Origin of the sequence: Planctopirus limnophila DSM 3776 (genome assembly GCF_000092105.1) — a bacterium.
GTDB lineage: Bacteria > Planctomycetota > Planctomycetia > Planctomycetales > Planctomycetaceae > Planctopirus > Planctopirus limnophila.
This window is the reverse complement of record NC_014148.1, coordinates 3,488,076-3,505,195: the sequence shown is the minus strand read 5'-3', so window position 1 is coordinate 3,505,195 and position 17,120 is coordinate 3,488,076. Positions and strand designations below refer to the sequence as shown.

Here is a 17,120-nt window from a genome sequence, read left to right as displayed (position 1 = left end):
TTGTCGGGATCTTGCTCGGCATAACTCATTTATCAGGAAGCCCCTCACTCGACCTGTTGGCCACCCTCTCCCGGAGTACCCGGCGAGTGTCAATTGCCTTTTCTGAGTTCTCTCCTTTTCCCCTTCTATCCTTCCTACCTCCCTGGCCTTGTCGCTTATCTGCTTTCTCCCCTCTCCGCTCCCATCAACCCGTTGTTCTCAAACCAGCGGCCACTCCTTGAATGGTCAGTCGCACTGAGTGTTGCAACCTCGCTGCACGATCGGCTTCAATGCTTCCTTCACGGGCTCGCTTCAAAAGCTCAACCTGAATCAGATTCAAAGGATCGACGTAAGGATTCCGCTCCTGAATTGAGGTCTGCAGCCAGGGTGTATTCGAGAGCAGCGATGATTCGCCGGTGATCATCAGCACCGATGCCCGGCTGCGGTCGTACTCTTCATGGATCATGGACCACAATCGCTTGGCGACTTCCCGATCTTCGACCAGGTCGGCATAGCGGTTGGCAATCTGCAAGTCGGCCTTCATGAGTGCCAGCGTCGCGTTATCGATAATCGCCTGGAAGATCGGCCATGTCCGATACATTTCCTGATAACGTGACCAGTCTTCATTGTTGCGGGCGACGGCATCATGCAGTGCTTTCCCTAGACCGAACCAGGCGGGAATCATGTGCCGACTCTGCGTCCAGGCAAATGTCCAGGGGATCGCCCGGAGATCCGAGAGACTCTTCCGTTCGCGTCGCCTTGCAGGTCGCGAACCAATAGGTAAGCGTTCGATTTCTGATATCGGCGTCGCCCGGTCAAAATACATCAAAAATCCAGGGTCATCCACCAGCTTGCGGTAATGCAGATAAGATTGCTGAGCCAACTCGTCGAGATGAGTAAACCAGTCTTCCGGCCAATGCCCTTCTTGTGTGCTGCTCACCAGCAGCGTGGCCCATGTCACCTGTTCCAAGTGGCGGAACGCAATCTGTGGTTCGTCATATCGCTCAGCGAGGACTTCTCCCTGTTCGGTGACACGCAGGCTGCCATCGACTGATTTGGGTGGCAGCGAAAGAATGGCCCTGGCTGCCGGTCCGCCGCCACGGCCTAGTGCACCGCCTCGACCATGGAAGACTCGCAGTCTCACACCCTGGCTGGCCAACACATCCGAAAGCTGCTCCTGAGCACGATACAAGCCCCACGAAGCCGCCAGATATCCGCCATCCTTTGTGCTGTCGGAATAGCCCACCATCACGTTCTGGAGTGGCTGTGCTCCCTGATCTTTCTTGAGGTAGGCCAGATAATCAGGAACGGAAAGCAGATCGGTGAGAATTGCCGGCCCCTGGCGAAGATCGTCGATTGTTTCCAGCAGTGGCATCAATGGCAGATGCGGCAATTCAGCCTTGGATTCACCGGCGGTTACTTTCCAGGCCCACTTCCAGAACCACAGAATCACCAGGATATCGCTGGCATAGTGCGTCATGCTGACAATGTGACCACCGAATCGCTCAATACCACCGGCACGCACGGTCTCAGCCATCAGCTTGTAGAGCGAGAAGGTCTCTCGCGCCATATCAGATAGCTCGCCCTCAAGAACATTCATTCCCAGATCATGCGGCGTCGTCAGAATTTTCTGGCGGGTTTTTTCGTCGGCTTTGGCATACTCGGCATAAATCCCGGCACGAGCAAAAACTTCCTGCAGCACATCCACATGCACGCGGGAATCCTGCCGGACATCCAGAGCCGAAACTTGCAGTCCGAAGGTGCGAATCTGATCGAGCCACGCTGCCAGGAATGAGGCATGAATTCGATCCCCTTTTCGCCTCAGCAGGCTCTCTTCGATCAAGCGGGCATCGGCTTCCAGTTCGGCTGCTGTCTGATAGGCCTTCAAAGGCGAGGCCAGCGCAGGCTCAATGCGTTTGCGAAGCTTGAGTTCAATCACCTTGATCCAGCGCCGATAAGGTTCAGCCTCAGGAGCATCTCCGACCAGTTGATCGAGTTCGGGATGAGCGCCAAACGTCTTCTGCAAGGCTGCATAGACTGGATCATCCGGCTGCATGCCGCGATCGGAAACGACCAGCAGGTCCGCGAGTTCGCGCGTGGTTTTCAGATGCCGCTCGATGGCAGTGGTTTCGAGCAATCGCAGGGTGTCGCTGGTGACCTGGGCAGTCACAAACGGATTTCCGTCTCGATCTCCACCAATCCAGGAGCCGAACTTCAAAAATGGCGGCACATGGAATTTGAATCCCGGGTAATGTTCGGCGAGGGCACTCCGCAAGTCCTGGAAGATCAGTGGTACAATGTCCCACAAACCATCGAAGAAGAAGAGACCTCTCTCGACTTCCTGCATCACAGTCGGTGGCTGCGGACGCATGGGGTCGATTTGCCATAACAGCGTGAGTGAACCGCGAATTCGTTCCTGAAGGACTCCGCTTTCGCGAGGCAACAAATCTCCCTGATGGGCAGTTGTTAAGTCTGAACGCAACTGGCGGAGAATACGCCGGGTCGTTCGCCGCTTGGCTTCCGTCGGGTGAGCTGTGAAGACCAGGCCGATGTGCAATTTATCAAGCAGATGCTGCACAGCTTCGGCCGTCGCTCCCTGCTTTTTGAGTTGAGCAATCGCATCGCCCAGCGATTCCTTCCGCACGGAACCTTCTGATTGCCGCTCCCTTTGCCGAATTACGCGAATACGCTGCAGATCTTCCGCCACATTGGCTAGATCAAAGTAAATGCTGAGTGATTTGGTGAGGAGGTCGAGCTGATCTTCATTCAAACCCGCCAGTAATTCGACCAGACGTTCGGCGGCACCTGGTAAACCGACTCGTCTTTCCCGTGAGAGTTGCCGAATGCGCATGAGTAAGGCAGCCAGGTCACTCCCGGCCTGCTCGACAATTGCACCACCCAGAAGTGAAGTCAGCGTCTCGACATCACTACTTAAAATCGGCTTTGCACTCATATCGTTGCCTGTCTCTGGATCGCTACGTGTGACCTGATTGCTGCCCATCAATAACGGATTCACGGGGAAACTTCACTCGATGCAATTCTGCCAGATTCTGGGGCTGTTGTTGCTGATTTCATAGGAGAATTCACTCGTTTCACTGGATAAATTCTCGCGACCTCAAGCTTTCACACATCCAGAAAGGCCGTGCCTCGAATGCCTGTGATCATAAAATAAGCGATTTGCCCATAAGTTGCGCATATTCTGTTGGCAAGCCTCTGTCCATCAGTGGTTGGCAAAAGCATACACGCTTCAACACCCTGTAAGCACCCGGTGTGCCAATAGATTTTGGAGAGGGCAGAAAACGGTATTGGGTTCACCGAGGAAGTCTTGCGATCTGAGAGTACAACTAGTGATGTAATTCAAAGAGAAATCGACGTGCTTCGAAGGCCGTCTTACCACCAGAGTGAGGCCACCTGAAATGTGATCAGCGCTCCGACATATGCGAGGGCGGTCATGTAGACGAACGTGAAGACCGCCCACTTCCAGCTTCCCGATTCCTGCGCCACGACGACCAATGTGGCCATGCACTGAGCGCAAAGGGCGAAAAAGACCATAATCGACAGAGCCACCGGAATCGTGAAGACGGGGCTGCCATCTGGATTTCTGGAGTTGATGAGTGCATCGCGCAATTGGGGCGATTCCGCTTCCATCCCTTCGCCGAGATTATAAATCACACCTAACGTGGCGATGATCACTTCACGAGCCGGGAATGAGGCGAGCACTCCCACACCAATCCTCCAGTCCCATCCTAATGGACGCACGATCGGCTCGATCGAATGGCCCGCTATCCCGAGAAAGCTGTTCTCCTGCAGTTGCCCTTGTGTGGCAATCAGTTCCCCCTCCAACTTCTCGATTAACTTGTCGTATTCTTTGAGCTGTTGATTCAAAGAATTCAATTCATTTTCTAAGGATGCACTCTCCACCGGAGAAGGGGGCGGAGCATCATCAGATCCTGCCAACTGCTGCTGTAGATTTTCTCGTCGCTGGAGAGGATCTTCAAAGATCTGCCGGGTTTCTTCCATCTCTGCCAGAATCGCATTTTCACGCGAATGATCTCCGGGGAAGTAACCTAACCCCCAGATGACAATGGAGGTCAGCAGGATCAATGTTCCCGCTCTCACCACGAAGGCCGCAGCGCGATCGTACACACGTTGAAAGACGGTCTTGATGGAGGGCCACTTATAGGGTGGGAGTTCCATCACAAACGGTGGCGTTTCTCCGGGGAAGATGGTCTTTTTCAAAATCCACGCCACCGGAATGGCGACAATCGCTCCCAGGGAAAGAAACGCCAGCAGGACCAGCGAGCGCAGATCGACCCAGCCCCCCAGAAAACTCACTCCCGGAATGAAGGCCCCAATCAGCAGGCTATAGACCGGCAATCGAGCCGAGCAACTCATGAGTGGTGCCACGAGAATGGTCACCATTCGATCTTTGCGATTTTCGATCACACGCGTGGCCATGACTCCCGGAATGGCACAGGCAAACGAAGACATCAGCGGTACGAATGACTTTCCCGAAAGACCGACCTTAGTCATCAGCCGATCCATCAAAAAGGCGGCTCGTGCCATGTAGCCGCAATCTTCGAGAATGGCCAAAAACAGAAACAGCAGCACAATCTGAGGCAGAAAGACGAGCACTCCCCCCACACCGGCAATGATTCCTTGCGTCACGAGGCTGCGCAGTGGCCCACGGGGCATCATGGCACCTACCAGATCCTGCAGGCTGCCAAATGCAGTCTCCATCAGTAACATCACGGGCTCGGCACCGCGGTATAACAACTGGAAGACCACAAACATCATGAAGATGAAAATCAGCAGTCCAAAGACACTGTGTGTCAGCCAGCCATCCAGCTTCTCACTGAACTGGCCAGCCTGCCGGACAGGCCTGATTTCCAACCCGGCGACGGCCTTACGAATCGAGGCGTAGCGCACTCGCGGCTCGATCCCGCTTATGCGATAGCCGGCTGCACTTACCTGTTCGCGAAGTCGCTGGAGATGGTTTGAGAGTTCTGGCCACAGTTGGACTTCGGCCTGCTCGATCTGCCCCTCGATGTCGATCAACAGACGACTGACCAGTGGCCTCGGCATTTTTCGGCCATGGGCCGAGAGCAATCCCTGCAACTCGTTGACTGCAGTTTCGAAAGCTGGGGGAAAATCGGAGTTTGAAGCTTGTTGAGCAGCGAGATCAGTGCCATGGGCTGCTGGTGGATTCTGCTCGATGAAGTCGAAGATTGATTTCTGAACGAGAGCGACGCTCGATTGATCATGAGCATTGCAGAAGACGACGGGCACACCCAGCCTTTGCGAAAGCTCTGGCTCAGTGATCGCAATTCCCGCTTTTTCTGCACGGTCAATCATATTGACAATCAGCAGGACGGGCAGGCCGAGGTCGCGCACTTGAGAAAATAGATACAGATTTCGCTCGAGGTTCGTTCCATCGACAATACATAAGGCCCCTGCGAGTGATCCGATCTCTGGTCGTAATCCCAATAGCACATCGACAGTGACTCGTTCATCGGCCGAACGTGCTGCCAGGCTATAAGTTCCCGGCAAGTCCACCAGCACGGCTTCCCGGGTGCTGGTTTTCAATCGTCCCAGCTTCATCTCGACAGTCACCCCGGGAAAGTTCCCCGTGCGCGTGAAAATGCCAGTCAATGCCGAAAACAGCGTGCTTTTGCCCGTGTTCGGGTTTCCGACAACTGCCAGATGCGGCACTCGATCAACTGCCAACGACATGCAGGGGCCACTTTCCCGAAAGGGCAATGTGTTTCATTGCGAGAACGGCCACTTGCGTCGTTCTCACCGGTCAATAAAACAGGTTCAAATCATCTCGATCACAACGCGGTGAGCTTCTGCCTTTCTTAACGAGAGATGGTAACCCGCCACGCGGATTTCGAGCGGGTCGCCCAGAGGCGCTCTCCCAATGAATTCAATCTCAGCGCCAGGTAAAAGCCCCATTTCCATGATTCGCAAGGCGAGCGAGTCATCACCCTGGACATCCTGCACTCGGGCATGCTGTCCCGTCTGAAGTGATTCGAGTGTTGCGGTCATTTTTGAAGACTTTGAATAGTGGATGATCGTTGTCGAGGCAATAACTCAGTGGTGGGTGATGGCAGGCAACTCATCAGGTGGGGGAGGGTTCAACAAGCACAGTTGCGAGATCATCCGTCCTCAATGAGAACTGATTTCCCGCCAGAGAAATAATACAAGGTGATCCGGGCAGAACCATTCGTACCTGACTGCCCACATTCAGTCCGATTTCCTGCAGTCTGGTGAGAAGTGTTGTATCTCCATCGATATCAACAACTTGTGCTGATTCTCCAGCTTTGAGGCAATCCAGAGGTATGGTGTAACTCACAAGGATATCCCCCAGGCAGAGACTCCGCGAAAGAATTATTGAGACTCAGTCTCAATCACTTGGTATGATAAACTGGTAATGTCTCTGTGGGTAGTCTCCTTGATCAGAAGTCATGGCAAATGTGGGAAACGTTCATCGTTGTGGCGATTGTCGTTGTTGCCGCCACTCAACTGGCTTGGCTGAGTTATCGCTCCCTGGCGTCTCGCCATGGGAAAAAGTCTGGGGGTTGCGGTTCCTGCCGCGGTTGTTCGCATGCAAATCCGAGTTCCTCTGGCTCTAATTCTGCGGCTGAATTGCCTCTTCTCAGCAATTTCGGGTGCGGAAATAGTCACACGCCGTCCCGCAGATTCCATCAGGCTGAAAACCCGCCTGTCTTCGTCAAACTCTCGCCCGTTACGCCAGATCACCAGCACTGAAATTGGCACAAATCCTCAAGGATGAGGGTTTTTCCTCTCGCACTATTGATGATATGCCCGAGTTCTGGAGATTTCTCCTCCATCGGCATGGCAGATGGTGATTGAGTCGGAAATATCAGTTATCCCGATAATTGTCCGGTCCACAAATCCGGAAACCGTAGCTCTGTAATGTGGAAAACGTCATTCGTGATGACGATGCGTCACTTGCTTTGCCCTGTGTCCTGCTGGCCTGAAGTCGCTTCTGCCTACCTCTCCTGATCGTCAGTCATTTCCAATTCCTGTCGCATTCACCGTTCGGGGTTCTGGCCCCTGATGCCGGTTATCAGCCTTTAATCAGGGAAAAATTCCAACAGAATCTTGACATTGAAGTCCCACCTTCTATTCTCTTGTAATCAAATAGGCCGATACCTGACGCGACGAATTATTTGATTTTCCGATAGAGAGGATTCTTGGTGCTGGAGCTTCGTGCTGTGGAGATCTTTGCCGAAGTGGCCAACCTGCGCAGCTTTTCCAAGGCAGCGCGGGGATTGGGAATTTCACAGCCAGTTGTCAGCGAAACGGTCCGCGCCCTCGAAGCCACTCTCGGTGAGCAGTTGATCGATCGCACAAAGCGGCCTCTCGAACTCACCCCGGCGGGAAAGCTCGTTCTGGATGCAGGCCGCGATCTGTTGGATCGTGCACTTCGCCTGGAAGACAGTGTCCGCCACCTGAAAAACAAAGTCGTTGGCACAGTGCGCATTGCGGCCATCTATTCCGTGGGTTTGCTGCAGATGGGGGCTTATGTTCGGCAGTTTGAACGCCTTTATCCCGATGCTGCTCTCGAACTTCGCTACCTGCATCCTGAGACGGTTGTGACCAGCGTTACCGATGAAATTGCAGATCTCGGGATTGTCTCGTTTGCTTCTAGGCGGCCTGATATCACCTGTATCCCCTGGCAGGAGCAGGAGATTGCTCTGATTGTCTATTCCGGCCACAGGCTGGCAAATCGCACTAAGGTTCGGGCTCGTGAAATTGACGGCGAATCACTCGTCACTTACACACCTCAGTTGCAGGTGCGGACAGAACTCGACCGCTGGTTGAAGCAGGCCCGGGTGAATGTCGAAATCAGTCATGAGTTCGACAACATTGAGAATATCAAACGGGCTGTCGAAATTGGTTCAGGAGTCGCACTCCTGCCGCTGCCGACTGTTCGTCGTGAACTCGAAATAGGCTCGCTGAAAGCGATCACATTAGAAGATGTGCGCTGGGTCAGGCCGCTGGGGATCATTCATAAAAAGAATCGCCAGCTGACAACAGCGGTGCGCAAGTTCCTCGATCTGCTGCATCAAAATCCCGACTCATTTCTCTTCGGAAATTCCATGCAGACAGGTCATTCCATGCAGACAGCAACCGGGATTGTTCCTGCTGTGGCAGTACCAAATTCCTCAGGCAGGCCATTGGCCGGAAGCTCAGCAATTCTGGCTCAGCCTGAGGTCTTGCCCATACCAGATCCACCTCAGGAACGGATTGTCGTGCAATCCACCATTCCACCTTAATCCTTTAGTTCGCCCGAATCTTTAATAGTTCTGGCGATCAGGCCGAACCAGCTTGTCCTCCGGGGCTGTCGATCACGGATGGTCAGCGATTCCAGATTCCCGAGTAGCGTTTTCTGTTGTGTATTGATTTCGAATTCGATTTGCCGAGCCAATTCATCCCTTGTCTGAGAGTTTTTTGAGATGACAGATTTTCACAGCACTGGCCTTTCGTCCTCGTCAGCTCAGTCACTGCACTCATCGGAAACCGCACGTTCACTCGCCAGGCAGGAGGTCAAGGCCCAGAATCTCGGCCCCGTAGCGGCGAGTTCCTTATTTGCCTCTCCCTACAGCGAAGAGATTTTTGCTCCAGGGGGCACTCCCAAAGCACATGGTCTCTACGACCCTGCCAATGAGCATGACAGTTGCGGCGTGGGCTTTGTGGCCCACATCAAGGGACAGAAGTCTCATCAGATTGTCGTTGACGCTGACCGGATTCTGCGTCACATGTCCCATCGCGGAGCCTGTGGCTGCGAAGAAAATACTGGCGATGGGGCAGGGATGCTCACAGGCATTCCTTATCAGTTCCTCAAGCGGGTTGTCCGTAAAGATCTCTCTGCCGAACTTCCCCCTGAAGGACGATTCGGGATAGGTCTCACGTTTCTGCCGACAGACCCCGAACAGCGAAGAGTCTGCAAGGAGACGGTCGCTGAGATTATTCGCCAGCAGGGCCAGACACTGATTGGCTGGCGAAAAGTTCCCGTCGAGCCCGATAAAGCCGATATCGGGCCATCGGCCCGTGCTGTCATGCCGGTGTTTGAACATCTCATTGTGGGTGCTGCCGAAGGTCTTTCCGAAGAAGCTTTTGCTCGCCAGCTTTTTGTGATTCGCAAGCGGGCCAGCCATGCCATTCGCGAAGGTTCACTCCCTCAGGCGTTGATGTTCTACATCTGCTCGCTGTCGACCAAGGTGCTGATTTATAAAGGGATGCTCACTCCCGATCAGGTCTGTAACTTCTTTGTCGATCTCCAGGAAGAAGACTATGTCTCTCACCTGGCGATGGTTCACTCCCGCTTTTCGACCAACACCTTCCCCAGTTGGGATCGTGCTCATCCGCAGCGTTATGTCGCTCACAACGGTGAAATCAACACCGTCCGTGGAAATGGCAACTGGATGTACGCCCGCCAGGGGATGATGAAGAGTGAACTCTTTGGTGATGATCTCCCCAAACTGTTCCCGCTGGTTGAGCCCTATTGCTCAGACTCGGGCAACTTCGATAATGCTCTCGAAATCCTGGTGCAGAGCGGTCGCAGTCTGCCTGAAGCCGTCATGATGATGATCCCCGAAGCATGGCAGAATCATGACACCATGCCCGAGGACAAACGGGCGTTTTACGAGTATCACTCAGCTCTGCAAGAGCCGTGGGATGGCCCGGCATCGGTCAGCTTTACTGATGGTGATGTCATCGGTGCGACCCTCGACCGGAACGGTCTTCGTCCCAGCCGGTTTTATGTCACGCACGATGATCGCGTCGTCATGGCCAGCGAAGTCGGGGTGCTCGATATCGCGCCTGAAAATGTGAAGATGAAGGGCCGCCTGCAGCCGGGAAAAATGTTCCTGGTCGATTTCCGGCAAGGTCGCCTCATCCCGGACGAAGAACTCAAGCGGGATTTCTCTAACCGTCGCCCTTATAAGCAATGGCTTGAAGAACAGCGGATTCAGCTCAGCGAATTGCCGCCGTACCCCGCTTTTGAGCGGATGTGCGGAGAAACGTTGCTCTCGCACATGCAGGCTTTCGGCTACACCACCGAAACTTTGCAGTTCATGCTCGTGCCGATGATCAAGACAAAGAAAGATCCACTCGGCTCGATGGGCGACGATACGGCTCTGGCCTGTCTGAGTGATCAGCCGCGTCTGCTCTACGATTATTTCAAGCAGCTCTTTGCCCAGGTGACGAACCCTCCCATCGACTCCACTCGAGAAGAGGTCATCATGTCACTGGAGTGTTACATCGGGCCAGAAGGTAACCTGCTGGAAACCACAGCCGGGCAGTGTCATCGACTCGCGGTGCCACACCCGATTCTCACTAACGAAGAACTGGCTTCGCTGGCACACCTTGATTATCGCGGCTGGAAGTCCAAGATTATTGATATCACCTATCCTAAAAAGGAAGGTGTCAAGGGACTCAAGCCCGCACTCGATCGCGTTCGTGCTGAAGTGAGCCAGGCCATTCAGGATGGTTTTGGACTGGTCATCCTTTCCGACCGTGCGATGTCGAATGATCGGCTCCCTATCAGTGCTTTGCTCGCGACCGGGGCTGTCCATCACCACCTGATTCGCAGCGAAGAACGCACGAAGATTGGGCTGGTTGTTGAGACGGGTGAGGCTCGCGAAGTGCATCACTTCTGCCTGTTGGTTGGTTATGGTGCCGACGCCATCAATCCTTACATGGCATTTGAAGCCTTGTGGCAGTTGCAGGAAGAAGGTGAACTCGAAGGGGATTGGACTCACGAGCAGATCACTGCTGCTTATCGCAAAGCGACCAAGCAGGGGATTCTCAAGGTGATGGCCAAGATGGGGATCTCCACTCTGGCCAGCTACAAGGGAGCCCAGATCTTTGAAGCCGTGGGACTTTCGGAAGAAGTCATCAAGGAATGCTTCCGGGGAACCGCCAGCCGTATCAAGGGTGTGGGCTTTGAAATCCTCGCAGAAGAAGCGATTCGTCGTCACGAACTGGGCTACCCCAGCCGTGGCAACGAGAAACTCCCTGTGCTGCCGAATTTTGGTCTGATGCACTGGCGTGCGACAGGCGAAAAGCACGCCTGGAATCCGCAGAATATTGCCAATCTCCAGCGCGCTGCCCGTCAAGGAGACAAGTCGGCTTACAAAGAGTTCTCGAAGATGGTTAACGAGCAGACTGCTCGCGAATGCCATCTGCGTGGTCTCTTGAAGTTCAAGCCTGGGACACCGGTACCACTCGAAGAAGTCGAATCCGCAGCAGCTATCGTCAAGCGATTCTGCACCGGTGCGATGAGCTTTGGTTCGATCTCGGCAGCCGCTCACGAATCGCTGGCGATTGCCATGAATCGCATTGGTGGCAAGAGCAACACAGGGGAAGGGGGCGAAGACTATTCGCGGTTCCAGCCATTGCCCAGTGGAGACTCCAAAAAGTCAGCGATCAAGCAGGTGGCTTCAGGCCGCTTTGGTGTCACCAGCTATTACCTGACCAATGCCGATGAGATCCAGATCAAGATTTCGCAAGGGGCTAAACCTGGTGAAGGGGGTGAGCTGCCTGGGCATAAGGTTGATCAGGTCATTGCTGCGACCCGGCACTCGACACCAGGTGTGGGGCTGATCAGTCCTCCGCCACATCACGACATCTACTCGATCGAAGATCTGGCTCAATTGATCTTCGACCTGAAGAACTCGAACCCATCGGCACGCATCAGTGTGAAGCTGGTGTCTGAGGTCGGTGTCGGTACGATTGCCGCTGGGGTTGCTAAAGGCCATGCCGATAACATTCTGATCTCGGGGGATAGTGGTGGGACCGGGGCTTCTCCGATCACCAGTATTAAGCATGCTGGTTTGCCTTGGGAACTGGGCATTGCTGAAACTCATCAGACGCTGGTGCTAAACAACCTGCGCAGCCGTGTTCGACTGCAGACGGATGGTCAACTCAAGACCGGCCGCGATGTGGTGATTGGTATGCTGCTGGGGGCTGAGGAAATCGGTTTCGCCACAGCACCGCTGATTGCTCTGGGCTGTATCATGATGCGTAAGTGTCATCTCAATACCTGCCCTGTGGGGATTGCCACGCAGGATCCGGAATTGAAGGCCAAATTCACTGGCCAGCCCGAGCATGTCATCAACTACCTCTTCATGGTGGCTGAAGAAGCACGCGAGATCATGGCTGAACTTGGCTTCCGCACTGTTAACGAAATGGTGGGCCGCAGTGATATGCTCGAATTCAATTCGGCCATCGATCACTGGAAGGCCAAGCATCTCGATCTGTCGGCCATTCTCACACCGGCACGCAAGCCGCATCCTGATGTGGAAACCTTCTGCACCACGACCCAAAAGCATGGGATGGAACTGCAGATTGATAACGAACTCATTCGTGAGTGCCAGCCCGCGATTGAAGATGGCAAACATGTGGAACTTGCCATTCCTGTGCAGAACATCAACCGCGCTCTGGGAACGATGCTCAGTCATGAGGTCTCCAAGAAGTGGGGTGCTAAAGGTCTGCCCGATGGCACAATCCACATTCGCTGTAAAGGTTCTGCGGGGCAAAGTGTCGGTGCGTGGCTTGCTCATGGAGTGACCATTGAAGTTGAAGGCGATGCCAACGACTTTGTGGGTAAGGGACTTTCAGGCGGTCGAGTGATCATTTACCCACCGAAGAACTCTTCGTTTGTCGCCGAAGAAAACATCATCATTGGCAACGTCGCACTCTATGGAGCCATTCAAGGTGAACTCTTTGTGCGTGGACGTGCTGCCGAGCGATTCTGCGTGCGAAACTCGGGTGCTGTTTGCGTGGTTGAAGGGGTCGGAGACCATGGCCTTGAATACATGACTGGCGGTCGTGCTGTCATCCTGGGGCCCACAGGAAGAAACTTCGCTGCCGGGATGTCGGGTGGGATTGGTTATGTTTACGACCCGAACGACAACCTCCTGGGTAACTGCAATCTGGAAATGGTTGAGCTCGAAAAGGTGGAAGCCGAGGAAGACAGGGCTGAACTGCTCGATCTTGTCCGCCGGCACATGGAGTACACCGGTTCAACCGTTGCTCGTGGTCTGATTGCCCGCTGGGAAACGGCTCTTTCTCAGTTCAAGAAGGTCATGCCAGTCGATTACAAGCGGGCTCTGGCCGAACAGAAGAAAGCAGCACAGCAGAAGGTGCTGGCTGCAAATTAAAGGCTTCGCCAGGGATCGATCTGCTCCGCTGCCTGGCGCTCGCTGGCAGCGGGGTGGTTTTCCCCTTCGCATCAATTTTTGACCACTTGGTTTGGCAGAAGCATCCACGATCTCCCAGACCAGCAGATTCCTCTCGATATCACTCGATTCACTTTGCATGGCCTGGCGATCACGTCTGGCCCTATTTCTCGGGAAAAGTGCATTATGGGAAAGCCCACAGGTTTCAAAGAGTTCACCCGTCAGGTTCCGGAAGATCGTTCACCCAAGCTGCGGATTCTCGACTGGAATGAATTCCACGATCACATGGCTGAGGACGATCTGCGCAAGCAGGGGGCTCGTTGCATGGATTGTGGCGTCCCGTTCTGCCATACGGGTCAATTGATGGCTGGCATGGCGGCTGGTTGCCCGATCAACAATCTCATTCCTGAATGGAACGATCTGGTTTATCGTGGCCACTGGCACGAAGCCCTCGATCGCCTTCATAAGACCAATAACTTTCCTGAGTTCACAGGTCGTGTGTGTCCCGCTCCTTGTGAAGGTTCCTGTGTGCTGGGGATTACCAATCCTCCGGTCACCATTAAGAACATTGAATGTTCGATTATCGATAAGGGCTTTGAAGAGGGCTGGGTTGTTCCCCGGAAACCACTTCATCGTACGGGCAAGAAAGTGGCGGTGATTGGCTCAGGGCCTGCCGGTCTATCGGCAGCTGCTCAGCTCAACAGTGCGGGTCATCTTGTCACCGTCTTTGAGCGCGCCGACAGAATCGGCGGGTTGCTCATGTATGGTATCCCGAATATGAAGCTTGAAAAGCACGTCGTCGAGCGGCGTGTGAAGTTGCTCGAAGAAGAAGGCGTCGTTTTCAAGACGGGTGTCGAAGTGGGACGTCAGTTGCCTGCGGATCAACTCAAGAAAGAGTTTGACGCCATTGTCCTCTGTATGGGTGCCACGCGTCCGCGTGATCTTCCGATTGCTGGCCGGCAACTCAAGGGGATTCACTTTGCGATGGAGTTCCTCCACGCCAATACCAAGAGTCTGCTTGATTCTGAGCTGTCGAATGGACAGTACATCACTGCCAAAGATAAGCATGTCGTTGTCATCGGTGGTGGCGATACAGGTAATGATTGCCTCGGAACATCGGCCCGTCATGGCTGCAAGAGCCTGACGAATCTGGAAATCGTTCCCAAGTCGCCTGATGAACGTGCAGCGAATAACCCCTGGCCCCAATGGCCCAAGACCTACAAGGTCGATTACGGTCATGCGGAAGCTGCCGCTGTCTTTGGCCACGATCCTCGTCTTTACAGCACGACAGCTCTTGAGTTTGTGGGGAATGAAGCAGGCCATGTGAAAGCGATCCGTATTTCTCAGGTTGAAGCGGCTCCTCCCTTTAAGCCGATTGCCGGGACCGAGCGTGAGATTCCCGCCGATCTTGTTCTGCTGGCCATGGGTTTTCTCGGGCCCGAATCACCGATCTCGGAGCAGTTGGGCGTCTCGCTTGACGAGCGTTCAAACTACAAGGCCGAGCACGGTAAGTTTGCCACAAATGTTCCCGGTGTCTTTGCTGCCGGTGACTGCCGACGTGGCCAGAGCCTGGTGGTCTGGGCGATCAACGAAGGCCGCGGCGTGGCCCGCTCTGTCGATCTGCATTTGATGGGGAAGACAGATCTGACGGCGTAAGCTCGTCGAAATTCGATGATTTCCCTTCAAAGCCCCACTCGTGACATCCTGGTCGCGATGGGGCTTTCTTGCAAAAAACCTCATTATTGAAATGATGTAGCCGCATCCCCTCCAGGAACGAATTGTCGTGAGACGATTTGCGGGCAAAAGACAGTTCTCGTAGGCTTACGAATCCTCCAAATCTCCCTGAATGCGTGCCGAGTTTCCTATGCGAATTGCCCTTGGATGTGATCACGGCGGATTTCCACTCAAGGCTAAAGTCGCCGAAGTGGTGAAGTCGTGCGGTCACGAAATTGTTGATCTGGGGACAGATTCGAGCTGTTCCGTCGACTATCCGGATTATGGGCTCACAGGGGGGCTGGCCATTGCCCGCCGGGAGGCGGATCGCGCGATTCTGCTCTGCGGCTCAGGAATTGGTATCAGCGTCGCTGCCAATAAGGTACCTGGTGTGCGTGCGGGCGTCTGCCACGACACTTACTCGGCCCATCAAGGGGTTGAGCACGATGATATGAACGTCCTATGTCTGGGTGCCCGGATTGTCGGCGAAGCTCTCGCACTCGAGATCGTGCAGTCGTTTCTGAATGCGCGGTACACCCACGAAGAACGCCACGCCCGCCGCCTGGCTAAACTTCTCGAAATCGAACGCCGTGCCAATTCGGGTGAATGGACACCAGCTTCTTAAAGTGTTCCACGTTAGTGGTCTATCCTGCCGGCCTAAGCCCAGAGCTCTTCTTACATGCGGGTCGTCAAATCGAGCTGAAATCGCCTCAAGAACACGATTTCAGTTGCTGCCACCTCCTCGAATGAGTTATGAACGCCATGGCAGGGGTCGCCTAGTAAACTTTTTTACAGGCAACGAAGCTCTGACAGTTCGACAGTCGCAGCACAGACGTGAAGCTGGAGTGATGGATGGATATCGCATGGATAACCCAGGCCTTGTATGGATTTGCCTTGATTGTTGCGGGACTTCTGGTGAGCAGCCTGGTTGGAGCCATTTGGCTACGTCTCGCTGCGACTTGGTTGGGATTTGCCACGATTCCTTATCGAGGTGCTCTCAAGAGTTCTCTGATCACCAATTTTATCCTGATCTCTCTTAATGGTTATGTGAGTTTGAGTTCGGTCTTTTCCATCTCATTGTTAGGTGGATTGGAAGATGATCGTGGATATTCCAGGATGAATCTCGCGTTTAGCTTTCCTCCTCTGTACTTCATGTATGCCACGATATTTGGTCTGCTGATCACTGCGGCCGTACTGATGAAAACAATTCCGGAGAAAGAGTCGAATGCGGGCTTAAAATTTGTCGATGCATTGGCTTTGGCCGCGTTCTATTTTGCTCTCACCTTTGCGTTTCTGGTCTTTGTTGCAGTGTTCGTGCTGCTGGCCATCATCGGCATCTTCAAGGTCACAGGTGTTTGATGTGCCTTTGTCCGGAATTGTGCGTCATCGCGTCGCACACGGCATGACAATGAATTGGAGTGAGTGCTCAACTTTGTGAGCGCGGGTATTCTTATCTGAAAGTCCCAGCAGTCTCATCACCTGTCAATCCAAGAGAAAAACATCAAACCCGGGTCCATCATGCGACGGTGGAGTCGCATACGAACGAGCGGGATCTGACCATGTCAAAACGACATGCGCCGTTGATGATCCAGGCTCTCGTGAACAGGGTTGGCACCTCCGGCGTGATTAAGACGCCGGGTTTGATAGCGAAGTTGTCTTCGACAATCCCGTTTCCCACAAGTCCAAACTCAAATCCCTTTCCGGTCATTTCTGCCGCTGAACCGCTAATCTTCGAAGGTCATGAGGTGGTTTCCATCGGCCAGCTTCCAATGACAAGTCCCCATCGATTTTGCAGTTCAGCGGGAAGTTATTTGGGCCAGACATGGTCATTGATGGCTTCAAAATCGATGGTTTTCACCCAGCCATCGGCGAATTTCGCCACACGCACTGGAGAAATGGCCTGAAATCCCTGTTCCTCGCAGCTTCTGCCGATCTTTAGTCACTTCAACGATCGAATGCCCGTTGACCTGCTTCTGCCGATTGAGCGATACCGTCGCCTGGAAGTCTGGTGGCTGGTTCGATTCATCGGGCCAATGATCAGACGGTTCCCTTCGCAAATTGCCTGCCCTCCCATCCTTTCGCCTGCCTGGCTTTCATTCTTCCCGCCTCACGAATTGTTGTTGACTCCCCGCCTGATCCTGCCACAGACGTTTTTTCCTGCCATCTCTTGAACTGGTCACTGAAGCTCATGCCCACGAGGTTCATGCTGGTTGA

11 protein-coding genes are annotated in these 17,120 nt (G+C 53.9%); 7 read left to right on the top strand and 4 right to left on the bottom strand.

Going from position 1 to position 17,120, the window contains the following annotated elements:
- Positions 1-184 precede the first annotated feature (184 nt).
- The 4 genes from ppc to PLIM_RS25045 form a co-directional block, all read right to left on the bottom strand.
- A complete protein-coding gene (gene ppc / locus PLIM_RS13885; RefSeq protein WP_230849315.1) occupies positions 185-2,995 on the bottom strand; it encodes a phosphoenolpyruvate carboxylase in 2,811 nt (936 codons plus the stop codon).
- 374 nt (positions 2,996-3,369) lie between these two features.
- Entirely contained in the window at positions 3,370-5,712 is a 2,343-nt protein-coding gene (feoB, locus tag PLIM_RS13880; RefSeq protein ID WP_013110952.1) for a ferrous iron transport protein B, read from the bottom strand.
- Between the two features lie 84 nt (positions 5,713-5,796).
- Positions 5,797-6,027 (bottom strand): FeoA family protein, encoded by a 231-nt coding sequence (locus PLIM_RS13875; protein WP_013110951.1) that lies wholly within the window; start codon positions 6,025-6,027, stop codon positions 5,797-5,799.
- A 73-nt stretch (positions 6,028-6,100) separates the two neighbouring features.
- Positions 6,101-6,334, bottom strand: coding sequence for a FeoA family protein (locus PLIM_RS25045; protein WP_013110950.1), 234 nt, complete (start codon positions 6,332-6,334; stop codon positions 6,101-6,103).
- Between the two features lie 119 nt (positions 6,335-6,453).
- Between PLIM_RS25045 and PLIM_RS25040 the strand changes: the two genes are divergently transcribed.
- The 7 genes from PLIM_RS25040 to PLIM_RS13830 all read left to right on the top strand — a co-directional run bounded on the left by PLIM_RS25040 (position 6,454) and on the right by PLIM_RS13830 (position 17,077).
- A complete protein-coding gene (locus PLIM_RS25040) occupies positions 6,454-6,750 on the top strand; it encodes a FeoB-associated Cys-rich membrane protein (protein WP_148227114.1) in 297 nt (98 codons plus the stop codon).
- Positions 6,751-7,202: 452 nt separating this feature from the next.
- Complete coding sequence (locus PLIM_RS13860) at positions 7,203-8,285, top strand: LysR family transcriptional regulator (RefSeq protein ID WP_013110949.1); 1,083 nt, start codon at positions 7,203-7,205, stop codon at positions 8,283-8,285.
- A gap of 180 nt (positions 8,286-8,465) precedes the next feature.
- Positions 8,466-13,175 carry a glutamate synthase large subunit gene (gltB, locus tag PLIM_RS13855; RefSeq protein ID WP_013110948.1) on the top strand — a complete coding sequence of 1,570 codons (4,710 nt, stop codon included), beginning with the start codon at positions 8,466-8,468 and terminating at the stop codon, positions 13,173-13,175.
- 204 nt (positions 13,176-13,379) lie between these two features.
- Complete coding sequence (locus PLIM_RS13850; protein WP_013110947.1) at positions 13,380-14,849, top strand: glutamate synthase subunit beta; 1,470 nt, start codon at positions 13,380-13,382, stop codon at positions 14,847-14,849.
- Between the two features lie 208 nt (positions 14,850-15,057).
- A complete protein-coding gene (gene rpiB, locus PLIM_RS13845; RefSeq protein ID WP_013110946.1) occupies positions 15,058-15,531 on the top strand; it encodes a ribose 5-phosphate isomerase B in 474 nt (157 codons plus the stop codon).
- 227 nt (positions 15,532-15,758) lie between these two features.
- Positions 15,759-16,265: a hypothetical protein gene (locus PLIM_RS13840; RefSeq protein WP_013110945.1), complete on the top strand. Its 507-nt coding sequence runs from the start codon at positions 15,759-15,761 to the stop codon at positions 16,263-16,265.
- Between the two features lie 596 nt (positions 16,266-16,861).
- Positions 16,862-17,077, top strand: coding sequence for a hypothetical protein (locus PLIM_RS13830; RefSeq protein ID WP_041401777.1), 216 nt, complete (start codon positions 16,862-16,864; stop codon positions 17,075-17,077).
- Positions 17,078-17,120: the final 43 nt, after the last annotated feature.